Origin of the sequence: Streptomyces sp. NPDC059009, from assembly GCF_042740175.1 — a bacterium.
Classification (GTDB): domain Bacteria; phylum Actinomycetota; class Actinomycetes; order Streptomycetales; family Streptomycetaceae; genus Streptomyces.
In genome coordinates, this window is record NZ_JBHYJB010000006.1 from 59,471 (window position 1) to 82,533 (window position 23,063).

The 23,063-nt window shown below is 69.5% G+C and carries 16 protein-coding genes, 1 tRNA gene and 2 pseudogenes; 5 read left to right on the top strand and 14 right to left on the bottom strand.

Features of this window, described 5'->3' with window-relative positions:
- Positions 1–291: 291 nt before the first annotated feature.
- Complete coding sequence (locus tag ACFWYM_RS07880) at positions 292–1,776, top strand: cellulose binding domain-containing protein (RefSeq protein WP_384831653.1); 1,485 nt, start codon at positions 292–294, stop codon at positions 1,774–1,776.
- 176 nt (positions 1,777–1,952) lie between these two features.
- Here the strand turns inward: ACFWYM_RS07880 and ACFWYM_RS07885 are convergent, their stop codons facing one another.
- From ACFWYM_RS07885 to ACFWYM_RS07915, 7 genes are all read right to left on the bottom strand, one after another.
- Positions 1,953–3,602 (bottom strand): bifunctional aspartate transaminase/aspartate 4-decarboxylase, encoded by a 1,650-nt coding sequence (locus ACFWYM_RS07885; protein WP_384831657.1) that lies wholly within the window; start codon positions 3,600–3,602, stop codon positions 1,953–1,955.
- A gap of 24 nt (positions 3,603–3,626) precedes the next feature.
- Positions 3,627–5,330, bottom strand: a complete 1,704-nt coding sequence (gene aspT / locus ACFWYM_RS07890) for an aspartate-alanine antiporter (protein WP_384831660.1) — start codon at positions 5,328–5,330, stop codon at positions 3,627–3,629.
- 12 nt (positions 5,331–5,342) lie between these two features.
- Positions 5,343–7,022, bottom strand: coding sequence for an aspartate-alanine antiporter (gene aspT, locus ACFWYM_RS07895; protein ID WP_384831663.1), 1,680 nt, complete (start codon positions 7,020–7,022; stop codon positions 5,343–5,345).
- A 100-nt stretch (positions 7,023–7,122) separates the two neighbouring features.
- A complete protein-coding gene (locus tag ACFWYM_RS07900) occupies positions 7,123–8,535 on the bottom strand; it encodes a GH1 family beta-glucosidase (protein WP_384831666.1) in 1,413 nt (470 codons plus the stop codon).
- 68 nt (positions 8,536–8,603) lie between these two features.
- Entirely contained in the window at positions 8,604–9,497 is an 894-nt protein-coding gene (locus ACFWYM_RS07905) for a carbohydrate ABC transporter permease (protein WP_384831669.1), read from the bottom strand.
- On the bottom strand, positions 9,494–10,507 hold the full coding sequence (locus ACFWYM_RS07910) for a carbohydrate ABC transporter permease (RefSeq protein ID WP_384832092.1): 1,014 nt from the start codon (positions 10,505–10,507) through the stop codon (positions 9,494–9,496). The genes ACFWYM_RS07905 and ACFWYM_RS07910 overlap by 4 nt, the downstream gene beginning before the upstream one ends.
- Positions 10,508–10,512: 5 nt before the next feature.
- Positions 10,513–11,868 (bottom strand): extracellular solute-binding protein, encoded by a 1,356-nt coding sequence (locus ACFWYM_RS07915; protein ID WP_384831672.1) that lies wholly within the window; start codon positions 11,866–11,868, stop codon positions 10,513–10,515.
- A 185-nt stretch (positions 11,869–12,053) separates the two neighbouring features.
- On the opposite strand from ACFWYM_RS07915, the gene ACFWYM_RS07920 reads away from it, so the two are divergent.
- On the top strand, positions 12,054–13,118 hold the full coding sequence (locus ACFWYM_RS07920; RefSeq protein WP_384831674.1) for a LacI family DNA-binding transcriptional regulator: 1,065 nt from the start codon (positions 12,054–12,056) through the stop codon (positions 13,116–13,118).
- Positions 13,119–13,207: 89 nt separating this feature from the next.
- On the opposite strand, the gene ACFWYM_RS07925 is transcribed toward ACFWYM_RS07920, so the two are convergent.
- The 4 genes and pseudogenes from ACFWYM_RS07925 to ACFWYM_RS07940 all read right to left on the bottom strand — a co-directional run bounded on the left by ACFWYM_RS07925 (position 13,208) and on the right by ACFWYM_RS07940 (position 15,957).
- A tRNA-His gene (locus tag ACFWYM_RS07925) sits at positions 13,208–13,280 on the bottom strand.
- 121 nt (positions 13,281–13,401) lie between these two features.
- Positions 13,402–14,004 (bottom strand): oligoribonuclease, encoded by a 603-nt coding sequence (orn, locus tag ACFWYM_RS07930; RefSeq protein ID WP_384831677.1) that lies wholly within the window; start codon positions 14,002–14,004, stop codon positions 13,402–13,404.
- Between the two features lie 10 nt (positions 14,005–14,014).
- Positions 14,015–15,245, bottom strand: a pseudogene (locus ACFWYM_RS07935) (GlxA family transcriptional regulator).
- Between the two features lie 460 nt (positions 15,246–15,705).
- Positions 15,706–15,957, bottom strand: coding sequence for a hypothetical protein (locus ACFWYM_RS07940; RefSeq protein ID WP_384832095.1), 252 nt, complete (start codon positions 15,955–15,957; stop codon positions 15,706–15,708).
- Between the two features lie 576 nt (positions 15,958–16,533).
- On the opposite strand from ACFWYM_RS07940, the gene ACFWYM_RS07945 reads away from it, so the two are divergent.
- Positions 16,534–17,058, top strand: a complete 525-nt coding sequence (locus ACFWYM_RS07945) for a universal stress protein (protein ID WP_384831680.1) — start codon at positions 16,534–16,536, stop codon at positions 17,056–17,058.
- 206 nt (positions 17,059–17,264) lie between these two features.
- Positions 17,265–17,834, top strand: a complete 570-nt coding sequence (locus ACFWYM_RS07950; protein WP_384831682.1) for a GPR1/FUN34/YaaH family transporter — start codon at positions 17,265–17,267, stop codon at positions 17,832–17,834.
- A 119-nt stretch (positions 17,835–17,953) separates the two neighbouring features.
- Here ACFWYM_RS07950 and glmS read toward each other — a convergent pair whose 3' ends face one another.
- The 3 genes and pseudogenes from glmS to ACFWYM_RS07965 form a co-directional block, all read right to left on the bottom strand.
- A complete protein-coding gene (gene glmS, locus ACFWYM_RS07955) occupies positions 17,954–19,771 on the bottom strand; it encodes a glutamine--fructose-6-phosphate transaminase (isomerizing) (protein WP_384831684.1) in 1,818 nt (605 codons plus the stop codon).
- An 11-nt stretch (positions 19,772–19,782) separates the two neighbouring features.
- Positions 19,783–20,040 (bottom strand): hypothetical protein, encoded by a 258-nt coding sequence (locus tag ACFWYM_RS07960; protein ID WP_384831687.1) that lies wholly within the window; start codon positions 20,038–20,040, stop codon positions 19,783–19,785.
- Positions 20,041–20,185: 145 nt separating this feature from the next.
- Positions 20,186–21,078 (bottom strand): annotated as a pseudogene (locus tag ACFWYM_RS07965) (DUF4429 domain-containing protein).
- 151 nt (positions 21,079–21,229) lie between these two features.
- Here ACFWYM_RS07965 and ACFWYM_RS07970 point away from each other — a divergent pair.
- A complete protein-coding gene (locus tag ACFWYM_RS07970) occupies positions 21,230–22,852 on the top strand; it encodes a beta-N-acetylhexosaminidase (RefSeq protein WP_384831690.1) in 1,623 nt (540 codons plus the stop codon).
- Positions 22,853–23,063 lie beyond the last annotated feature (211 nt).

The following is a 23,063-nucleotide window of genomic DNA, read 5'->3' on the forward strand; positions in this document are numbered from 1 at the left end:
ACGGTGCTGCGGCCCGAGGACGGACATACCCGCCCCCGTCCCCGTCACCCGAGACGAGACAGGCGCCCCCAGGCAGGGCCAGTTGGCCGTTTGGTCTCGACCTTTAATGCGCCCCCATCCCTTCCTTAAGCCCGGCCTAAGAACCTCAACAACCGCCCCTCTCGCCCGAATTGTCGCGTTCGGTGTCGCTAGCGTGCTGCCCGCACCCCCTCCTCTCCACCCCCACCCCCTCCTCTCCACCCCCTCCTCTCCACCCCCACCCCCTCCCCGTAGAGCTAAGGCAGGCACGCGATGAGCAGCACCCATCGGCGCAGAGTCAGCGGCAAGACCAAGGCGATAGGCGGGATCGTCGCCGCTGCCGTCGTGGGCGGCGGCGCCTTCTTCCTCTCCGGGACCGCACAGGCGGCCGCGGTCGGCGCCGCGTACACCAAGACCAGCCAGTGGGCCGGCGGCTACACCGCCCAGTACGTCGTGAAGAACGCCACCGACAAGGCCCAGTCCGACTGGAAGCTGGAGTTCGACCTGCCGGCCGGCACCAAGCTCAGCTCGCTCTGGAACGCCGAGCACACCGTCAAGGGCCAGCACGTCACCGTGACGCCCGCCAACTACGACAAGGAGCTCGCCCCCGGCAAGTCCGTCACCGTCGGCTTCGTCGTCTCGGGCACCGCCGACCCCGCCAAGTGCCTGATCAACGACGCCAAGTGCGCCGTGGACGACGGCGCCACCCCCGCACCGAGCGGCCGCCCCACCGACACCCCCAAGCCCACGGCCACGGCCACCGGCAAGCCCACGGCCAAGCCGACCACCACGGCCAAGCCCAAGCCCACCGCGACCACCAAGCCCACCCCCACGCCCACGCCCACCAAGCCCCAAGGCGGCAAGGGCGGAGCCAAGTTCGCCCCCTTCGTCGACACCTCCCTCGCCCCCGCCTACGACCTCGTCGACACCGCCACCAAGACCGGCGTGAAGGAGTTCAACCTCGCCTTCATCACCTCCGGCGGCAGCTGCGAGCCGCTGTGGGGCGGGGTCACCGGGCTCGACGACGACAAGGTCGCCTCGCAGATCGGGGCCCTGCGGGCCAAGGGCGGCGACGTCCGCGTGTCCTTCGGCGGGGCCGCCGGCTCCGAGCTCGGGCTCAAGTGCGACAGTGCCGACTCGCTCGCCAAGGCGTACGGCAAGGTCATCGACACGTACAAGCTCACCAAGGTCGACTTCGACATCGAGGGCGCGGCGCTCCCCGAGACGGCCGCCAACACCCGGCGCGCCCAGGCCATCGCCCAGCTCCAGAAGGCGCACCCCGGGCTCGACGTCTCCTTCACGCTGCCGGTGATGCCGGAGGGGCTCACCCAGCCCGGCGTGGACCTCGTCGCCAACGCCAAGAAGAACGGGGTGAAGGTCTCCGCCGTGAACATCATGGCGATGGACTACGGGCCGTCCTACAGCGGTGACATGGGCAAGTACGCCACCCAGGCGGCGACCGCCACGCAGGCGCAGATCAAGGGCGTGCTCGGCCTCTCGGACACCGCCGCGTGGAACGCCGTCGCGGTCACCCCGATGATCGGCGTCAACGACGTCAACGTCGAGGTGTTCAAGAAGGACGACGCCGACGAGCTCGTGAAGTTCGCCGCGGACAAGGGCCTCGGCTGGCTGTCGATGTGGTCCTCGACCCGCGACAAGGCGTGCGAGGGCGGCCCGTCCAACTCCGCGCAGCCGACGTGCTCTTCCATCGAGCAGTCCCCGCTCGACTTCACGAAGGCGTTCGGCGCGTACAAGTAGGCACGTACAAGCAGACGCGTACAAGTAGGCACGTACAAGCAGACGCGTACGAGCAGACGCGTACAAGCAGACGCGTACAAGTGGACGCGTACAAGCAGGCGTCACACCAAGCCAGCTGCATCCCCCCCACACGGTGCCCCGGCCGGAACCCCAACCCGGCCGGGGCACCGCCCTGTTCAGGCCCTCGACCCCTCCCACTCCCGCGCATAGTCATCGAAGATCGCCCGCAGATGATGCCCGATCTTCAGGTAGTCCAGGTCGTCGAGGTTGGCCAGTGACACCCGCACCGACCACTCCGGTCCTTCGAAGCCGCCACCGTTGAGGAGCACCACGCCGGTCTGCTCGGCCAGGCGGAACAGCGGGTCGATGGGCTCGTAGTTCTTCTCCAGGAAGTCCGCGAAGTCCTTGCCGTGTTCGAGCTCCGCCTGGGCGATCAGGTCGAGTTCGATGTAGTACCCGGCCCGCTTCGGGTCGTCGCTGATCTTCATCTGGGCGCCTTCGAGGAGGAGTTCGAGGCGCTGCTGGACGGTGGCGCGGATCCTGCTCTTGTACTCCTGTCCCTCCTCCAGCATGTCGAAGAGCGAGAACAGGCACATCATGACCTGCTGGGGCAAGGAGAGGCCCGCGGTGTGATTGAGGGCCACCTGGCGGGAGTCGGCGACCAGCCGGTCGATGAACCGGATCTTCCCGGGCTCGAGGGACAGCGTCCCGTACCGCTTGTCGAGGCGGTCCTTGTCGGCCTGGGGGAGCGCCTTCAGCATGTCGTCGATGACGTTGTCGTCGTTGAGGCCGATCACGCCGAGCCGCCAGCCCGTGCAGCCGTAGTGCTTCGAGTACGAGTACACGAGCAGGGTGTTGCGGGGCAGGTCGGCAGCGATGGACCGGAACCCCTCCACGAACGTGCCGTAGACGTCGTCGGTGACGAGCAGCAGGTTCGGGTTCTTGGTCGCGACGATGTCCTTGATCTGGTCCGCGACGCGCTGACTGAGCGCCAGGGAGGGCGGGTTGGAGGGGTTGACCAGGCAGACCAGCTTGATCTCCGGGTCCGCCAGCTTGGCGACCTCTTCCTCCGGGTAGCGCCACTCGCGCACGCCCGTCTCGACGAACTTGTTGGCCTCGATGTACGTGACGTCGAACTCGTACGTGTCGAGTTCGGGGATCTCGATGTACGGGGTGAAGACGGGGACCATCAGGGCGATCCTGTCGCCCTTCTTCAGGATCCCGTTCTTCATGAGGGAGTCGAAGATGTAGCACATGGCGGCGGTGCCGCCCTCGGTCGCGAAGTACGAGACGTTCCCCGCGGGCGGCCGCTTGTCGAACATCTCGTCTTCGATGTAGCCGCGCACGATCTGCTCGGTGTGGGTCAGGATGCGGTCGGGGACGGGGTAGTTGTCGCCGACGGAGCTGTCGGTGAGCTCGTGGACGAAGGCGTCCTTCTCGAAGCCGAAGCGCTTGACCGCGAACTCCACGCACTTCTGGAGGAGTTCGATGCCCGGCAGGTCCGGGTGCCGGCGCACGAACGTGTCGAACCGCTCGCCGGAGCCCGGGATGTCGGGCATGCCCCCGAGGTTGTCGGCGGTCCACACGCGGCGCGACTCGGAGAGGGCGAAGTAGCCGAGCGCGTAGAAGGCTTCGCGGGGGCCGGACGCCAGCCAGTTGGGGTTGCCGCGGCCCGCGTTGAGCATCTGGACCGACGACTTGCCCTTCTGGCCCGGCTGGTCGGCCTGCGCCTTCTTGGCGATGTCGATGAAGATGTTCTTCAGCTCGAACGGGGAGAGCTGCGCGTATTCCTTGATCTTCTCGCGGGGGATGGTGCTCTTGGGCACGGAGGCTCCTCGGGTGGGGCGTGGTCAGTGGTGGAGCAGGACGATGACGGCGCCCCAGATGGTGAGCAGGACGTTGGCCACCGCGTACGGGATGGTGTAACCGAGCGTCGGGACCTGGGACTTGGACTGTTCGTTGATCGCGCCGATCGCGGCCGTCGTGGTCTGGCCGCCCGCGAGGACGCCCATCAGGATCGGGAAGCGGATCTTCTGGACGTAGTGGCCGAAGAGGAAGCCCACGACGAGGGGGATGACCGTCGCCACCGCGCCGAAGACGAGCAGGCCCCAGCCGGCCGTCGACAGGCCGGAGGTGAAGCTCGGGCCCGCGTTGATGCCGACGACGGCCACGAAGAGGCAGAGGCCGAGTGTGTCCATGAACCACTGGGCGCCGGGCGGCACATTGCCGTACGTGGGGTACTTGCCGCGGATCCAGCCGAAGACCAAACCCATGATGAGCGCGCCGCCGGAGGTGGAGAGCGAGATCGGCACGCCGCCCGCGGTCAGGGCGGGGATGCCGATGCAGCCGCCGAGGAAGATGCCGAGGCCCACCCAGATCATGTCGGTGGCGAACGACGTCGGCACCGGCTTGCCGATCTCCCGGCCCGCCGGGTCCACGAGGCGCTTGGGGCCGGTCAGGATCAGGGTGTCGCCGTGCTCGAGCTTGGTGGCGAGGCGGTAGGGGAAGTCGGCGCCCGCGCGGTAGAGCTTGTCGACGTAGACGCCGGTCATGAAGGGCTCGGCCCGCAACTCGGCGATGGTCTTGCCGAGTTGGGCCTTCTCCGAGGCGACGACGTGCAGTGACTCGGTCTGGTAGCCGAGCAGTTCGATGTCGTCGGCCTCGCTGCCGATGTGGGTGCGGGCGTCGTAGGTGACGAGGTCGCCGCGGAGTGCGCTCAGGGCCACGGTGTCGCCCTCGCGCAGCACGGTCCGCTGGTCGGGGGGCAGGACGGTGCCGTCCCGTCGTACGCCCGTGATGTAGACGCGGCGGCCGAGCTCCTTCTGCTGCTTCTCGAAGTCGTCGATGGTGCGGCCCTCGATGTCGGGCCGCTCCACCGTGTAGGCCCGCAGGACCACCTCGTAATAGCCCTCGCCGAGGTCGGGGTTGTCGGCCGGGGCGTCCAACTCCTTGGCCAGCTGGGCGGATTCGGCGGCCAGGTCCCTGCGGTAGAGCTTGGGCAGGATGTTGGCGAGGAGCATCGCGCACAGGATGGTGCCGAGCGGGTAGCAGACCGCGTACCCGATGGCGACGAGGTTCTCCTGCGTCTTCACGTCCCCGGACGACAGGCCGGGCAGATTGCCGATGGCGTCCTGCGCGACACCGATCACCGCGGACTGGGTGAGGGCGCCGCCGAGCAGACCGGCGGACAGGCCGGGGCCGTAGCCGAGCATCGCCGCGAAGCCCCAGCAGACCAGCAGGCCCGTCACGCACACCACGACGGCGTTGAGCACCTGCGGCAGGCCGTCCTTCTTCAGGCCGCGGAAGAACTGCGGGCCGACCTTGTAGCCGAGGGCGAACAGGAACATCGTGAAGAAGAGGTTCTTCACCGTTCCGTCGATCGTCACCTTGAACTGGGCGCCGAGCAGCAGCCCGGCGATCAGACAGCCGGTGACCGCGCCGAGCGCGATGGCCTTGTAGCGGATCTTCCCGACGAGGAAGCCGAAGGCGACCGTGATGAAGACCAGCAGCTCCGGGTGCGGCTGGAAGATGTTCCGGTTGAGGAAATCGATCATGATTCTCCGCGCCTAGGAGCCGAGGACGCCCACGAGGAGCGGGCCGGTCAGGGGCAACAGGAAGTTCGAGAGCGTGTACGTGATCGTGTAGCCGAGCATCGGCACGGAGCTCTGGGCCACCTGGGTGACCGAGGTGATCGCGGGGGTCGAGCACTGCTGGCCCGCGATGGCCCCGACCAGGAGCGGCGGCTCGATCTTCAGGAGCTTGCGCCCGACGATGAGCGAGAGCGTCGCGGGCACCAGGACCATGAGGATCCCCGCGACCGGGAGCAGCGCCCCGTACTGCTTGAGCAGCGGCCACGCCTGCGGCCCGGAGAGCAGGCCCGTACAGGCGATGAAGACCGCGAGGCCCATGTCCTTGATCGTGGTGGCGGCCTGTGGCGGGAAGGCCCCGAAGGTCTGTCTGCGGGAGCGGAACCAGCCGAAGAGCAGCCCCGAGATCAGACAGCCGCCGCCGGTGCCGAGCGACATCGGGACGTCGCCGAAGTTCACCACGATCTGCCCGAGCAGCGAACCGGCGGCGATGCCGAGGCCCAGGTAGATGAAGTCGGTGGCGTCGTTCTTCACGACGGCGCCGATCTTCGTGACGATCTTGGCCAGGCCCGAGCGGGCGCCGGTCAGCGTCAGCACGTCGCCCCGGTGGACCACGGTGTCGGCGGTGGCGGGCAGCCGCTGGTCGTTCCGGAGCACCTCGGTGACGTACACGCCGTCCTTGATGAACTCCGGGTAGGTGCGGAGCAGCTGGTTGAGGCTCTGCCCGGCGGCGCTCTTCTCGGTGACGGCGACCTGGGTGGAGGCCAGCGGCGAGTCCAGGCCCGGCACTCCGGGGGTCTCGACGCCGATCTCGCGGCCCGCCTCGATGACGTTGGCCCGCCGTCCGACGACGAGCACCAGGTCGGAGAGGGTCAGCGCGAGATCGGGGGAGGGGGTGAGGGCCTTGCTGCCGCGTTTGATCTGCTCGACGGTGATGCGGCCGTCCATGGCCGTCTCCAGGTCACCGACGGTGCGGCCGTCGGCGCTGGTCACCAGGTAGGTCCGGCCGACGAGGCCGGGCATCGCAGGGCGCTCGTCGTGCTCCAGGCCCTCGCTGCCGCCACGCATCTGCTCCCACAGCCGACGGGAGGCGTCCGCGAGGTTGATGCGCATCATCATCGGCATGATCTGGCTGGTGTAGAGCACGATCGTGATCAGGCCGAAGAGGTAGCAGACGGTGTACGCGGTGGCGACGTGCCCCTGGTACTCGGAGATCTGCTGGGCGCTGAGCCCGCTGAGCTCCCCGATGGACTCGGTGGCCGTACCGACCACGGCCGACTCGGTCGCGGCCCCCGCGAGGATGCCCGAGGCCGTGCCGACGTCCAGGTCGAACGCCTTCGCCAGGCCGTACGCGATGCCGAGCACACAGACCAGCTCGATCCCGCACAGCGCGAAGAAGCGCAGGCTCTTGCGGTTGAGGTTGGCGAAGAACTGCGGTCCGGCCATATAGCCGAGGGCGAAGATGAAGAGCGCGAAGAAGATCGTCTTCACGTCCCCGTCGATCTGGACCTTGGTCCAGGCGCCGAGGAGCAGCGCGACGATCAGCGTCCCGCAGATGCCGCCCAGGGTGAGCGGGCCGACGCGCAGCTTGCCGAGGAGATAGCCCCCGGCGAGGCAGATGAACAGCGCGAACTCGGGGTGGTCCTTGATGACACCCATCGCGGCTCAGCGTGATCGGAGATCGACGTTATGTGACATAGAGGAAAAGTAAGAAGCTCCTGGGCAAACCGCCACAGGAGCCTCCTGACTCACCCCGGTCTCAGAACCCGCCCGGCTCCAGCGCCACCTCCAGGGGCAGCTCCCCGCCCGCCGCGACCCCCGCGTACCAGCGGGCACTCGACTTGGGCGTCCGCGCCTGCGTCTCGTAGTCCACGTACACCGCCCCGAAGCGCTTGCTGTAGCCGTAGGCCCACTCGAAGTTGTCGAGGAGGGACCACAGGAAGTACCCGCGTACGTCGGCGCCCGCCTCGATCGCCCGGTGCAGCGCCGAGAGGTGGGAGTGGACGTAGCGGATGCGGTCGGGGTCGTGCACCCGGCCGTCCTCGCCCGGCTTGTCGTCGTACGCCGCCCCGTTCTCCGTCACGTACAGCGGCAGCCCCGGCGCCTCGGCGGCATAGCCGAGCAGCAGGTCGGTCAGGCCCGTAGGGTCCACCGGCCAGTCCATCGCGGTGAGTTCGCCGGGCGCCTGGTGGAAGGTGACGTGCCCGTCGGCGCCCGGCCAGGGCGACGGCTCCCCGGTCGGGGTGCCCGGGCCCGCGGACACCACGGCGGGCGCGTAGTAGTTGACGCCGAGGAAGCCGAGCGGGTGGTGGGCGGCCGCCGCGTCGCCGTCGCGGTTGAAGGACCAGTCGGTGAGCGGGGCCGTGTCGGCGAACAGGTCGTCGTCGTAGGCGCCGTGCAGCATCGGCCCGGTGAAGATCCGGTTGGCGAGCGCGTCGATGCGGCGGCGGGCGTCGTGGTCGGCGGGGGATGCGGTGAGCGGGCGGACCGCGCTCGGGTTGAGGCTGACGCCGATGCGGGCGCGGGCGGGCAGGTGCTCGCGCAGCGCCGCCGCGCCGAGCCCGTGCGCCAGGTTGAGGTGGTGGGCGGCGCGCAGGGCGGCCACCGGGTCGGTCCGCCCCGGCGCGTGCACCCCCGCCCCGTACCCCAGAAAGGCGCTGCACCAGGGCTCGTTGAGGGTCGTCCACAGCTCCACCCGGTCGCCGAGCGCGGCCCCGACGAGCCCCGCGTACTCGGCGAAGCGCAGCGCGGTCTCCCGCTCCGGCCAGCCGCCGCCCGTCTCCAGCTCCTGGGGCAGGTCCCAGTGGTAGAGGGTGACCATCGGCTGGATGCCGTGCTCCAGGAGCGCGTCGACGAGGGCCCGGTAGAAGTCCAGGCCGCGCTGGACGGCGGGGCCGCGCCCGGTGGGCTGCACCCGGGTCCAGGACACCGAGAAGCGGTACGCGGACAGGCCCAGGTCCGCCATCAGGCGCACGTCGTCCCGCCACCGGTGGTAGTGGTCCACGGCGACGTCGCCGGTGTCGCCGCCGAGCACCTTGCCCGGCGTATGGCTGAAGGTGTCCCAGATGGACGGGGTGCGGCCGTCCTCCCGGGCCGCGCCCTCGATCTGGTACGCGGCGGTGGCGGAGCCCCACAGGAAGCCGGGGGGAAAGCGCAGGTTCGTCTCGGTCATAGGAGCGCTCCCAAGTGTCGTACGGGAAGGGGGAGTTGATGTTTCCTCGGGCAGGGGAGGGGGAGGGCTCAGCCCTTGATCGCGCCCTGCATGATCCCGCCCACGATCTGCTTGCCGAACACGATGAACACGAGCAGCAGCGGCAGCGTCCCGAGCAGCGCACCCGCCATGATCACGGACTGGTCGGGGATATAGCCCCGGCCGAGCCCGGTCAGGGCGACCTGCACGGTGGGGCTGCCGCTCTGGGTCAGCGCGATGATCGGCCAGAAGAAGTCGTTCCAGGACTGCACGAAGGTGAGCATGCCGAGCACCGCCATCGCGGGCCGCGCCGCCGGGAACACGATGTGCCAGACGACGCGGATGCTGCTCGCGCCGTCCACCCGGGCCGCCTCGATGAGCTCCGTGGGCAGCGCCTGGATCAGGTACTGCCGCATGAAGAACACCCCGAAGGCACAGACCAGGCCCGGCAGGATCACCGACTGCAGCTGGTCGGTCCAGGAGAGCTTGGCGATCAGCATGTACAGCGGTACGACGCCCAGTTGGGGCGGCACCATCATCGTGCCGATCACCATCAGGAGCAGCGCGTTCTTGAACCGGAAGCGCAGCTTGGCGAAGGCGAACCCGGCGAGCGTGGAGAAGAGCACGGTGCCGATCGTGACGAGGCTCGCCACCACCATCGTGTTCAGGAGCGCCGTGCCCATGTTGGCGTCGGTCCAGGCGATCTCGAGGTTCTTGAAGAGGTTGCCGCCGAACCACAGGGGCGGCGGGGACTGCGCGAGCCGCGTGTTGTTGCGGGACGCGGCGATCGCCGTCCACACCAGCGGGAAGAGCGAGAGGACCGTGAAGACGACGAGCACGGCGTAGGTGAGCTTCCCGCCGTGCAGGGTGCGCCCGGCGCGGCTCTTCGGCCTGCGCACCGGCTTGTCCGACGTACTCACCGACGTGCCCGCTGACTGGCTCACAGCTCCCCCTCGCTCTTGCGGATGTACCGGGCGATCAGCCAGTTCACCAGGCCGATCACCAGCAGGATCAGGAACATCGCCCAGGCGATCGCGGAGGCCCGGCCCAGGTGCAGGTTGAACCAGCCCTGCTCGTACAGGTACAGGCCGAGCGTCTGGAACTGGTGGTCGGAGCCTCCGTTCGGCACCGCGCTGCCGTTGAAGAGCAGCGGCTCACCGAAGAGCTGCATCGCGCCGATCGTCGACACCACACACGTGAAGAGGATCGTCGGCCGCAGCGACGGCAGCGTCACATGCAGGAACTGCCGCCAGCGCGAGGCCCCGTCCAGCGCCGCCGACTCGTACAGGTCGTTCGGGATGGACTGCATCGCGGCGAGGTAGATCAGCGCGTTGTACCCCGTCCACCGCCAGATCACGATGGTCGACACCGCGATCTGCGAAGCCAGCGGCCCGTTCTGCCAGTCCACGGCGTCGATGCCGATGAGCCCGAGGCCCCAGTTGATCATTCCGTAGTCGTGCCCGAAGAGGAGCACGAAGACGAGGGTCGCGGCCGCCACCGACGTGGCGTACGGGGTCAGGGCCGCGATCCGGAAGAACATCGAGCCGCGCAGCCTGTAGTTGAGCAGGTGCGCGATCCCGAGCGCCATCATCAGCTGCGGCACGGTCGAGAGCAGCCCGATGGTCACGGTGTTCTGCAGGGCGTTCCAGAAGAAGTCGTCGCTCAGCAGCCGCGAGAAGTTCCGGAGCCCCACCCACTCCATGTCGTTCGGCGCGGTCAGCTCCACGCGGTGCAGCGAGGCCCAGCCCGTGTAGAGCAGCGGGAAGAGCCCGAAGGCCGCGAAGAAGACGAAGAACGGCGCCACATACGCGTACGGGCTCCACTTCACGTCCCAGCGGTAGCGGCGGCTGCGGCGCGCCCGCCGCCGCTCCTCGGCCTCGGAACTCCCGCGCACCGCCGACGACTTGGGGCGGGAACTCTCGTACTTGTCGCCGTATTCGTACTCGCTCGCCATCCGGCTCACAGATCCAGTGCGTTGTCGATCGCCTTGGTCGCCGCCTTCCAGCCGGCCGCCGACGACTTGCCCTTCTGGTCGACCTGGAGCATCCCGACGTCGGCCAGGTTCGTGGCGATGACCAGGTCCTTCGGGCCGAGGATCTGGACGGGCGCGTCCTCGGCGGCCTTGGCGAAGATCTTGCCGATGGGCGCGTTGTTGAAGTACGGGTGCTTGGCGTCCTTGACCACGGGCAGCTCATAGGCGGCGGTGGAGCTGGGGAAGCTGCCCTGCTTCTCGAAGAACCGCGCCTGCTGCTCGGGTGCCGTCAGCCACGCGGCGAGCTTGGCGGCCTCCTCGGGGTGCTTGCCCTTGCCGGCCTTCGGCACGACGAGGAAGGAGCCGCCCCAGTTGCTGGGTTTCGGCGCCGCCGCGACGTCCCACTTGCCCTCGGCCGCCTCGCCGCCCTTGTCCTTGATGTAGCCGAGCATCCAGGCGGGGCAGGAGACGGTGGCGAACTTGCCGTTGGCGAACGCCGAGTTCCAGGAGGGCTGGAACTGCTGGAGCTTCGCGGTCAGGCCCGCGCTCGCGAACTCCGCGGAGATGTCCCAGGCTTCCTTTATGGCGGGGTTGGTCTTGTAGATGACCTTGCCGTCGCTGTCGTAGTACCGGTGCGCGCTGCTGCCGGTGATCGCGGCCATCACGCCGCCCGCCCCGTCCACGAAGGCCGTGCCCTCGGGCGCCTTGGCCCGGTATCGCTTCCCGGCCTCCAGGTACTTCCTCCAGTCACCGGCCCACAGCTTCCCGACCGCCTCGCGGTCCGTCGGCAGCCCGGCCTTCTTGAAGAGGTCCCGGCGGTAGCAGATGCCCTGCGGGCCGACATCCGTGCCGAGCGCGACCGTCGTCCCGCTCTTCGCAGTGCCCTGCTTCCACTTCCAGTCAAGGAAGTTGCTCTGCTTCACTCCTTGAACGGAAGTGAGGTCCACGAGCTTGTCCGCCTGGGTGGCGGTGACTTCCGCGATGTTGTTCACCTCGACGGCCTGGATGTCGGCGAGCCCGCTGCCGGAGCCGAGGTGGGTGAGCAGCTGCGGATAGTAGTTCTCGTTCCGCTCGATCGAGGACTGCACGATCTTGATGTCGGGATGCTGGTTCTCGTACTCCTTGTAGAGCCCCGCCTCCTGCAGCCCGAAGTTGCCGAACACCCCGATGCTGATGGTGGTCTTCCCCTTGCCGCCCCCGCCGCCGCCCGAGGAACCGCCGGGCTCGTCGGTGTCCTCGGCGCAGCCCGCGAGCAGGCCGGCCGAGAGGGCGGCGACGGCGGCGAGGACCACCACCTTGCGGGATGTTCGACTCCTGTAGCGCGGTGTGGTCCTGTGGCGCATGACGTCCTCCGGTCTCAACTACGGTGCTGATGAAGGTGAGTTGACTCGTTGTTGCCGTTCGGGGGAGGTGCGGGTCGCTGACGGGCCGGGTACGGTGGGAGCGCTCCCATATGTGATGTGTTGAAGAGTCGTAGCTTGGCGGGGGAGTGTCAAGGCGCCGGACGGTGGAGAGTTGGGAGGCCAAAATGACGGCTCGTCAGCCCAAGGGGCGGCGCGGGGGGCGTCCGACCCTCGAAGAGGTGGCCGCGCGCGCGGGCGTGGGCCGGGGCACGGTGTCCCGGGTCATCAACGGCTCGCCGCGGGTCAGCGAGCACACCCGCGCCGCCGTCGAGGAGGCCGTCGCCGAGCTGGGCTACGTGCCGAACACCGCGGCCCGCGCGCTGGCCGCCAACCGCACGGACTCCATCGCCGTCGTGGTCCCCGAGCCTGAGTCCCGCTTCTTCGCCGAGCCCTACTTCTCCGAGATCATCCATGGCGTGGGCACGGCGCTCGCCGACACCTCCCTGCAGCTCCTGCTGACCTTCGCGGGCGGCGAGGGCGAGCGCAGGCGGCTGGCCCAGTACCTCGCGGCGCACCGCGTGGACGGCGTCCTGCTGATCTCCGTGCACGCCGACGACCCGCTGCCCGCGCTTCTGGAGCAGCTGGAGATCCCCGCGGTGATCAGCGGCCGCCGCTCGGCCGACGAGACCCTCGCCTCGGTCGACTCCGACAACTACGCGGGCGCCCGCGCCGCCGTCGCCCACCTGCTGTCCCGCGGCCGCCGCACCATAGCCACGATCACCGGCCGCCTGGACGTGTACGGCGCCCAGTGCCGCCTGGCGGGCTACCGCGACGCCCTCGCGGAGGCCGGGCACCTCGCGCCCGAGGACCTGATCGCCCCGGCCGACTTCACGGAGGAGGGCGGCCACCGGGCGATGACGGAGCTGCTGGTGCGCAGGCCGGACCTGGACGCGGTCTTCGCGGGCTCGGACGTGATGGCGGCGGGCGCCCGCCGGGTGCTGCGCGCGGCGGGCCGCCGGATACCGGACGAGGTGGCCCTGGTCGGCTTCGACGACTCGGCGATCGCCCGGCACATGGAGCCACCGCTGACGAGCGTGCGCCAGCCGATCACCGAGATGGGCCGGGTGATGACGGAGCTGCTCCTGGAGGAGATCGCCCAGGCCGCCGAGGGCCGCCCGACGGCGTCCCGCAGGCTGCTGCGGCCGCAGATCGTGCTGCCGACGGAGCTGGTGGAGCGGGCCTCGTCGTGAGCCCGTGAGCGTGTGCCTGGGGACGTGCGCCTGGGGACGCACACACGACGAAGGCCCCGGTTCCGAGAACCGGGGCCTTTGCCCTTCAGGGTGAGTGACGGGACTTGAACCCGCGGCCACCTGGACCACAACCAGGTGCTCTACCAACTGAGCTACACCCACCATGCCCGGTCTTTTGTCGTTCTTCCGACCGGCCGAGAAAAAGTGTACAGGGTCCGAAGGGGTGCTCGCGCCCGCCTTTTACGGACCCTGTACGAGACGGCTCCCGGGACCGTCTCAGCGGCTATTCCGCAGGCAGCACGTGGTGCGCCGCGATGGCCTTCGCGGTGTCCGAGTCCGGTCCGGGCTGCGGGACGAAGATCGCCTCGCGGTAGTAGCGGAGCTCGGCGATCGACTCACGGATGTCGGCGAGCGCGCGGTGGTTGCCGTTCTTGTCCGGGCTGTTGAAGTACGCCCTGGGGTACCAGCGCCGGGCGAGCTCCTTGATGGAGGAGACGTCGACGATCCGGTAGTGCAGGAAGTCCTCGAGGACCGGCATGTCCCGCAGCAGGAAGCCGCGGTCGGTGCCGACGGAGTTGCCGCACAGTGGCGCCTTCCGCGGATCCTTGACGTGCTCACGTACATACGCCAGGACCTGCTCCTCGGCGTCGGCGAGCGTCGTGCCGCCCGCCAGCTCGTCGAGGAGCCCCGAGGTGGTGTGCATCTGCCGCACCACCTCGGGCATGGTCTCCAGCGCCGCGTCCGGCGGGCGGATCACGATGTCCACACCTTCGCCGAGCACGTTCAGTTCCGAGTCGGTGACCAGTGCGGCCACCTCGATAAGTGCGTCATCCGTCAGCGAGAGCCCGGTCATCTCGCAGTCGATCCACACCATGCGATCGTTCATGCGTCTTACCCTACGGCGCGCTCCTCGGGCCGGGCAGAGTCGGACGCCCTGACGCGAACACATCGGAGTGCGGTTTGCCGGGTTCCATGGGCAGCGAGGCCGCCGGTCCCAGGGAGCTGGCGGCCGCGGTGCGCCGGGTCTGCGTGGGCACCGGACCGGCCTCCACCATGGGCGGGGGCGGCGGTACGGGGGGTGCCGTGGCCTCCGGCGGGCGGTCGCCCTGCGGCCTGCGGGCGCGGTAGGCGGCCCGGTAGGCGGCGGGGGACGAGCCGAGCTGGCGGCGGAAGTGCCCGCGCAGCGCGACGGGGGAGCGGAAGCCGCAGCGGCCCGCCACCTCGTCCACCGAATAGTCGGAGGTCTCCAGGAGCCGCTGCGCCTGGAGCACCCGCTGGGTGATCAGCCACTGCAGAGGAGCGCTCCCAGTGAGCGAGCGGAACCTCCGGTCGAAGGTGCGCCTGCTCATGTACGCCCGCGCGGCCAGGGTCTCCACGTCGAACTGCTCGTGGAGGTGTTCCAGGGCCCAGGCGACCACCTCTGCGAGGGGGTCGGCGCCGATCTCCTCCGGCAGCGACCGGTCGAGATAGCGCTCCTGGCCGCCCGCCCGGCGCGGTGGCACCACGAGCCGGCGGGCGAGCGCACCCGCCGCCTCGTTGCCGTGATCTGTCCGCACGATGTGCAGACAGAGATCGATTCCGGCCGCGGTGCCGGCGCTCGTCAGGACGTCGCCGTCGTCGACGAAGAGCTCGCGCGGATCCACGTGCACGGACGGATAGCGCTTGGCCAGCGTCGGTGCGTACATCCAGTGCGTGGTCGCCGGGCGGCCGTCGAGCAGCCCGGCCGCCGCGAGCACGAAGGCTCCGGTACAGAGCCCGACGATGCGGGCCCCCTCCTCGTGGGCGCGGCGCAGCGCGTCGAGCGCCTCCGGCGGCGGCGGTGACGTGATCGACCGCCAGGCCGGTACGACGACGGTGCCCGCCCGCCCGATGGCGTCGAGCCCATGGGGCGCGGTGAGTTCGAGCCCCCCCAGTAGTACGCAGCGGCCCCTCTTCTCCGGCGCACACCAGCAGCCGGTACCGCGGAACTCCGGCGTCCTGCCGGTCGATGCCGAACACGGAGAGCGGTATGGAACTCTCGAAGATGGGGCCACCGCTGAACAGCAACACCGCTACGATCTCCCGGCGGCGGCGCCCGGACAGCTTCCGTGCCGCGGTCTCCGGCACGACAGTGGAGTCGTGGCTCATGTCGCTAAGCCCCCCTCGGACGTCGCGGCTCCCTGTTCTTGGACCTGTCGCTCCTGCACGTTTCCCCTCGGTCCTCCACCAGTCCCCCGCCGTATTACAGTCAAGATCGAATCTACTGCGTCCCGTCATCCCGGGATGACCAGTTCAGCACCTGGCACATTGTCGACATGGCAACTTGGCGTGAAGCATTCGATCACGAAGCGTTGCACTCTGGGGCGTTGCTGGGAAGTGCGCCTCCGCTCCATGGCCGGTCCCCGTATGGTGCGAGCGACTTCTGGACGTCTTTCAGCCCTGGTCGGACGGGGGTTGGGGCCCTGTTCCGCCAAGGAATGTGTGCATGTAGGAAGTTGGCTGAAAAGTGCTGTGGGCGTGTGTGTGAATCAGTCAGTCGACCGGCGTACGCCCACCCGTCTCCCACCACTGCCCTACCCGAAGCGCTGCGCGCCGCCCCTCCTCTCTTCTAAGCGCGGTGGCCGCCCCGGCGCACTCCCGCACCCGCCCGCCCGTGCCGGCCGTGCTGCGCCGCGTGCCGCTCGGCGTACGCCCGCGCGGCACCCCGCTCGGACTGTCGCAGTAGCACTCGGCAAACTCCGGTGACGGCCGCGAGCCCGAGCGCGGACCCGGCCGCGCCCGCGAGCGAACTCCCGTATCCGATGAGGACCACCGGGACGAGGACACAGCTGAAGGCGGCCCAGCGGACCACGTCGCTCACCGAGTCCTGCTGGCCGGCCCGCGCGGGGGCCGCGGCGGGCGGCGCCTCGGGGCCGCGCGGGGCGGGCGGCGCGGGCTGCGTGGGGAGGCGGCGCTCGCGCGTCCCCTCGGACGGGTGCCGGCGACGCTGAGGGGAGGGGGGTCCCCCCTGGTCGAGCGCGGTCGAGAGCTTGGGGGCGGCTGCAGACGCGGTGGAAGGTCCAGGCACGGCGTGCTCCCTGTGGCGATGGCTTCGGAGGTTCAACGCGCGGTCGGCGAGGCGGTCACTGGCGTAAACATCGGGGTGCTGCAGACCGGGTACAAACCGCCTGTACGGGGCAGCAGCCATTGCCATACGGGCGTCGCTCATGCATGCTCCGGTGAACGCCGGGCGGCCCTTACGGGGCCTGGCGCAGGACCTGGGCAGGAGAGGAGTGTCGCCGTACCCTTGGGGGTATGGGGTTGGAAAGGTGATAACCGGTCACAGCACCGGTTCTCAGCTGACCTGCACGTCCTGCCCCTGCTCACCTGGCTCCGCACCGCGGGCCACCTGGAAAAGCCGACCCTCCCACACGAGGACTCCTTCGCCGAGACACCGATGGCCGGTCACGAATTCTCCGAACACGCGGACCGCAAGCGGCAGGTCGCCGATCCGACAGCGACCCCCCAAGCGGCGGAAGAACCACGTCATTCCTGCGACCCCGCCTTCCGGCACGGCGTCGTCGTCGGCTTCGACGGCTCGACGTCCAGCGAGCGGGCGCTCGCGTACGCGATCGGCATGGCCCATCGCTCCGGCTCGGGGCTGATCATCGTCCACGTCGCCAACCGCCTGCCCACCACGGTCTGGGCGGGCTGTGAACCACCGGTCTTCGTCGACGTGCCGGACCACCGCACGGAAGTGCTCGGACTCGAACTCGCCTGTGCGGAGTATCTGTCCGAGGTCCCCTGGATCCTCGTCGAGCGCGGCGGCGACATCTGCCACGAGCTCGAGGAGGTCGGCCGGGAGTACTCGGCGGACGCCATCGTCGTCGGCACCACGCACGGCATCGTGGGCCGCATCTTCGGCTCGGTCGCGGGCCGGCTCGCGCGGCGGGCGCAGCGCCCCGTCGTCGTCATCCCGTAACTCGCCGTTCCCCCAGGTGAGATGAAGGGTCGTGCCGTCAACTTCCTTTGCGGACGTCTTTGTTGAATAGATAAATCTACTCGTGCGTAGAGGTGGTTTGTTCGCTTGTGAAGGGTACATAAGGGTCGCTGGCACAACGCACGGCCCAGCACCGCGCAGCACGACTGCACAACTGCACATGTGCTCTTCTCTGAAGGGAGCCCGCCGTGGACAACGAAGTCTCTGCGGGAAGCACCACTTCGACGCTCGGGCAACTCGCCCTCGGCCTCACCCTGTTGGCCTTCGGACTCGGTCACACCGAAGTGATCGACGGCGTGACGGCGGCGGACGCCGTCTCGCTCGCGACCTATGTCGGCGGCATCGCGCTCTTCGTCGCGGGCCTCTTCGCCTTCCGCGACCGCGACGCCGGCAACGGCACGGCGTACGCCTCGCTCGGCGCCCTCTGGTTCACCTGGGGCGTCACCGCCGACGCACAGGTCTCCGCCAACGCGGCCGGTCTCTTCCTGCTGCTCTTCGCGCTCGTCGCCCTCAGCCTGACGCTCGGCGCGGCCGGCTCGGGGACCCTCGTGCGCGGCACGTACGGGCTGCTCTTCGTGGCCCTTCTGCTGCTCGCCGTCGCGGCGTTCGGCGACGGTGACGGTCTCGCCAAGGTCGGCGGCTGGTTCGCCGCGGTCAGCGGGCTCCTCGCCTGGTACGGCGCGACGGCCGCTCTCGCCAAGTGGCGTACGGAGCTGCCGGGGCGGCCTGCCGGCCGGGGGGTGACGGCCGCCGGCTGAGGCAGGCGCGGGCCGGGGTAATGGGCGACCCCGGCCCTTGAAGAACGGTCCCCCGTGTGCTTGGTGGCACGCACGGGGGACCGTTCACGCGGGGGGACAGGCCCCGCGGCACGGAGGAACTACTCGACCGTCACCGACTTCGCCAGGTTGCGCGGCTTGTCGATGTCGCGGCCGAGGGCCAACGCCGTGTGGTAGGCGAGGAGTTGGAGCGGGATGCCCATGAGGATCGGGTCCAGCTCGTCCTCGTTCTTCGGGACCAGGATGGTGTGGTCGGCCTTCTCCTGCTCCTGGTGCGCGACCGCGAGGATCTGGCCGCTGCGGGCCTTGATCTCCTCCATCGCGGCGCGGTTCTTCTCCAGCAGGTCGTCGTCGGGGACGATCGCGACCGTCGGCAGCGCGGGCTCGATGAGGGCGAGGGGGCCGTGCTTCAGCTCGGAGGCCGGGTACGCCTCGGCGTGGATGTACGAGACCTCCTTGAGCTTCAGGGACGCCTCGCGGGCCACCGGGTAGCCGCGCACCCGGCCGATGAAGAGCATCGACTTGGCGTCGGCGTACCGCTTCGCCAGCTTCTTGATCTCCTCCTCCTGCTTGAGGATGTCGGCGATCTGGCCGGGCAGCTTGCGCAGGCCCTCGATGATCCGCTTGCCGTCGGCCACGGACAGGTCGCGGATGCGGCCCAGGTGCAGGGCGAGCAGCGCGAAGGCGACCGTCGTGTTGGTGAAGCACTTGGTGGACACCACGCAGACCTCGGGGCCCGCGTGCACGTACACGCCCGCGTCCGACTCGCGCGCGATGGCGCTGCCCACCACGTTCACGACGCCGAAGACCCGGGCGCCCTTGCGCTTGAGCTCCTGCACGGCGGCGAGCACGTCGTAGGTCTCGCCGGACTGGGAGACCGCGATGTACAGGGTGTCGGGGTCGACGACCGGGTTGCGGTAGCGGAACTCGGAGGCGGGCTCGGCGTCGGCGGGGATGCGGGCCAGCTCCTCGATCATCTGGGCGCCGATCATGCCCGCGTGGTACGAGGTGCCGCAGCCCAGGATCTTCACGCGGCGCACGGTGCGGGCGTCGCGGGCGTCGAGGTTGAGGCCGCCGAGGTGCACGGTGGCGAACCGGTCGTCGATGCGGCCGCGCAGGACACGGTCCACGGCGTCGGCCTGCTCGCAGATCTCCTTGTGCATGTACGTGTCGTGGCCGCCCATGTCGTACGACTCGGCCTCCCACTCCACGGTGGTCGGCTCGGCCGAGGTGCGCGAACCCTCGGTCGTGTACGTGCGGTAGTCGTCGGCCTTGATGGTGGCCATCTCGCCGTCGTCGAGGGTGACGACCTGGCGGGTGTGCGAGACGAGGGCGGCGACGTCCGAGGCGACGAACATCTCCTTCTCGCCGATGCCGAGGACGACCGGGGAGCCGTTGCGGGCCACCACGATGCGGTCGTTGAAGTCGGCATGCATGACGGCGATGCCGTAGGTGCCCTCGATGTGGCGCAGCGCCTCGCGGACCCGGTCCTCCAGCTTCTCGGCCTGGGAGCGGGCGATGAGGTGGGTGATGACCTCGGTGTCGGTCTCGGAGAGGAACTCGACGCCGTCGGCGGTCAGTTTGGCGCGCAGCTCGGAGGCGTTGTCGATGATGCCGTTGTGGACGACGGCGACCTTGTTCTCGGCGTCCAGGTGCGGGTGGGCGTTCTCGTCGGACGGGGCGCCGTGGGTGGCCCAGCGGGTGTGGGCGATGCCGGTGGTGCCCTTGAAGCGGGCGGGGACCTTGGCCTCCAGGTCACGGACGCGGCCCTTGGCCTTGACCATCTTCAGGCCCGTGGCCTTGGGGCTGGTGATGACGACGCCCGCGGAGTCGTAGCCGCGGTACTCCAGGCGCTGGAGTCCCTCCAGGAGGAGGGGGGCTACGTCTCGCTTGCCGATATAACCGACGATTCCGCACATAGGGGTTTTCCTCAGCCGTAGACGATGCGGCGCAGCTGCCTCAGCGTGAGCTCGGGCGGCGCGACCGCGCGGTATTCCAGGTCCGCCGCGATCCGTTCGAAGATCGCCGCGTTCACCAGGCCCTGACCCTGGAGTTCGCGATGGCGGCGACGGACGAACTCTTCGGTCGTCTCGTCGAAGTAGGCGAGCACGTCCTGGATGACGCGCAGGGCTTCGCCCCGCTGGAGCGGGGTGCTGCGCGTCAGATGATCCACCAGGTCGTCGTGCATTCGTTGATCCTGGGGTATCTACGACCCATTCGCAAGAATCCTGCCCGATTTCGGGCACAGACGTGTCGCAGGCAAGACCTGAACGCGTCACGAGCAGATCGCGTGCTGTCGCACCTGCGCTTCCCCTGTGCCGTCACATGCGCTGTCACATGCGCTTCAGAACTGCCTGCTTCGCCGCGCTGAACTCCTCGTCCGTGAGGATCCCGGCCTGGTGCAGCTCGCCCAGTTCGCGCAGTCGGCGAAGGAGCGCGTCGTGGTCGTCGGCCGGGGCCTCGGGAGCGCCGGGTGCCGCCGGGGCGGGCGCGGGGGTCTCGGCCGGGGTGTCGGTGGCCGCGGGGGCCGCCGGGTGGGCGAGCCGGACCTGGACCGCGGCGCCGACCAGGGCCATCAGCGGGTCCTTCTTGAAGCCCACAGCTCGACCGCGTTCGGGTCGTACTTCGGCGGGGCCTTGGTGGGGGAGTTGCGCACGGTGAAGCGGAGGTGGCCGTTCTCCAGGCCGAGCGCCGGGTGCCACTCCACGGCCTGGATGTCGGCGAGCGCCAGGGACCGGGTGCCCGAGGCGGCCTTGCCCTCCTCCGTCTTCCAGTTCCACTCCAGGCGGATCCGCTCCCCGTCGAAGCTCGCCGTGCCGTCGCCCGCCGAGACCGAGAGCGGGACGGCGGGGCCCGGAAGGAGGTAGCTGTCGCAGGGGGTGGCGGGGACCTGTTCCAGGAGCAGGGCATTGCGGACCTCGTCCACCAGGTACTCGGCGACGCCGTGGCGGTCGGGCTCCACCGTGAGCTGGTACGGGTCCGTGGCGTCCTTGAGCTTGCCGCCGGTCACCTGGAGCAGCGGGTCGGCGCCGTCCCGCAGCCTCAGGCGCAACCGGCCCGACTTCTTGCCCTGTTCGAAGGCGATGCCCGCCAACGCCCGCAGCGGGACGGCCAGTTCACCCAGGGTCTTGCGGAGCAACGAGACGCTCTTGTCGTGCCCGGGCACGAGCCGCAGGGTCTCCCCGTCAAAGGTCCAGGTGCCGTCGCGCTGGATGATTTCCGCCATGCATGGATTCTCGCATCCGACCTGTTGGAGAGATGTTCCGAGTTGGTCTACACCCCTTGACCCGGTGTAGGGCGCGCGCTTGCATGGCCGTTCGATTGCGATGCCCCACAGTGCGGCGCCCGCGCCGCCCGGCCCGTCGAAGGGACCGCTTGTGAGACAGCACCTCAGATCGACCCGACTCCTCGGCGCACTGCTGCTCGTCGCCGCAGCCGGCGTCTCCGCCGTGGGCGCCGCCCCCTCCTCCGGCGCCGCCCGCACCCCCCAGGCCGCCGCGACCCCCACCCCCCTCGGCCAGGTCGTCCCCGCGCCCGCGAAGGTGGCCGCGGGCGGATCCCCGTACCAGATCAGCGCCAAGACCCGGATACGGGTGGACGACCGCTCGCGGGCCGCGCACCGCATCGGCGACTACCTCGCGGGCGTCCTGCGGCCCTCCACCGGCTACCGCCTGAAGGTCACCGACGACGCCGGGCGCGACGGCATCCGGCTGCGGCTCAGCGCGAAGGACAAGAGCCTCGGCGACGAGGGCTACCGGCTCACCTCCGACCGCGGCGCCGTCACCATCACCGCCCGCAGGCCCGCCGGGCTCTTCCACGGCGTGCAGACCCTGCGCCAGCAACTGCCCGCCGCCGCCGAGGAGAAGACGGCGCAGAAGGGGCCCTGGCTGGTCGCGGGCGGCACCATCGAGGACACCCCGCGGTACGGGTACCGGAGCGCGATGCTCGATGTGTCGCGGCACTTCTTCACCGTGGAGCAGGTCAAGCGGTACATCGACCAGATGTCGCTGTACAAGGTCAACAAGCTGCATCTGCACCTCAGCGACGACCAGGGCTGGCGCATCGCCATCGACTCCTGGCCGCGGCTCGCCACCTACGGCGGCTCGACCCAGGTCGGCGGCGGCAAGGGCGGCTACTACACCAAGGCGCAGTACAAGGAGATCGTCGACTACGCCTCCGCGCACTACCTGGAGGTCGTCCCGGAGATCGACATGCCGGGGCACACGAACGCGGCCCTCGCCTCGTACGCGGACCTCAACTGCAACGGCGTCGCGCCGCCCCTCTACACCGGTACCGAGGTCGGCTTCAGCTCGCTGTGCGTGAAGAAGGACATCACGTACGACTTCGTGGACGACGTCATCCGCGAGATCGCCGCGATGACCCCCGGCAAGTACGTCCACATCGGCGGTGACGAGGCGCACTCCACCAGCCACGAGGACTACGTCGCCTTCATGGACAAGGTGCAGCCGGTCGTCGCCAAGTACGGGAAGACCGCGGTCGGTTGGCACCAGCTGACCGGCGCGCACCCCGCGAAGGGCGCCCTCGCCCAGTACTGGGGCTACGACAGGACCGGCCAGGCCGAGCGCGACCAGGTCGTGAACGCCGCGAAGAACGGCACCAAGCTGGTCATCTCCCCGGCCGATCGCGCCTACCTCGACATGAAGTACACCAAGGACACCCCGCTCGGCCTCGCCTGGGCCGGGTACGTCGAGGTGCAGCGCTCCTACGACTGGGACCCGGGCGCGTATCTCGCGGGCGCGCCCGCCGACTCGATCGCGGGCGTCGAGGCGCCGCTGTGGTCGGAGACCCTCTCGACCTCCGCGCACATCGAGTACATGGCCTTCCCGCGGCTGCCCGGCATCGCGGAGCTCGGCTGGTCGCCCGCCTCGACGCACGACTGGAACGCGTACAAGGTGCGGCTCGCGCAGCAGGGGCCGCGCTGGGACGCGATGGGGATCAACTACTACAAGTCGCCGCAAGTTCCCTGGCCGAGCGCCTAGGGCCTGTCCGGCGGATCAGGCCGCATGATTCCGAGCTGTGCCGTCCGTCGCTGGTGAGCGGGCTGTGGTGCGTCGAGATGCAAGGCGGAGGAGGGCGACAACGCGGAGCGTTGGCAACCGACGACAACGCCGCAGATCGGCGTGGAACAGCCCGCGACCGCGGCAAGATCCGCCGGACAGGTCCTAGTTGACTGTGCTCGGCCGACTGGAC

Excerpts from the sequence above, each read along its gene's own strand:
- ACFWYM_RS07920 (WP_384831674.1), top strand. The coding sequence starts at position 12,054 with ATGACGGCTCGTCAGCCCAAGGGGCGGCGCGGGGGGCGTCCGACCCTC.
- orn (WP_384831677.1), bottom strand. The coding sequence starts at position 14,004 with ATGAACGATCGCATGGTGTGGATCGACTGCGAGATGACCGGGCTCTCG.
- ACFWYM_RS07910 (WP_384832092.1), bottom strand. The coding sequence starts at position 10,507 with ATGGCGAGCGAGTACGAATACGGCGACAAGTACGAGAGTTCCCGCCCC.
- ACFWYM_RS07900 (WP_384831666.1), bottom strand. The coding sequence starts at position 8,535 with ATGACCGAGACGAACCTGCGCTTTCCCCCCGGCTTCCTGTGGGGCTCC.
- aspT (WP_384831660.1), bottom strand. The coding sequence starts at position 5,330 with ATGATCGATTTCCTCAACCGGAACATCTTCCAGCCGCACCCGGAGCTG.
- ACFWYM_RS07880 (WP_384831653.1), top strand. The coding sequence starts at position 292 with ATGAGCAGCACCCATCGGCGCAGAGTCAGCGGCAAGACCAAGGCGATA.
- glmS (WP_384831684.1), bottom strand. The coding sequence starts at position 19,771 with ATGTGCGGAATCGTCGGTTATATCGGCAAGCGAGACGTAGCCCCCCTC.
- ACFWYM_RS07915 (WP_384831672.1), bottom strand. The coding sequence starts at position 11,868 with ATGCGCCACAGGACCACACCGCGCTACAGGAGTCGAACATCCCGCAAG.
- aspT (WP_384831663.1), bottom strand. The coding sequence starts at position 7,022 with ATGGGTGTCATCAAGGACCACCCCGAGTTCGCGCTGTTCATCTGCCTC.
- ACFWYM_RS07945 (WP_384831680.1), top strand. The coding sequence starts at position 16,534 with ATGGCCGGTCACGAATTCTCCGAACACGCGGACCGCAAGCGGCAGGTC.
- ACFWYM_RS07960 (WP_384831687.1), bottom strand. The coding sequence starts at position 20,040 with ATGCACGACGACCTGGTGGATCATCTGACGCGCAGCACCCCGCTCCAG.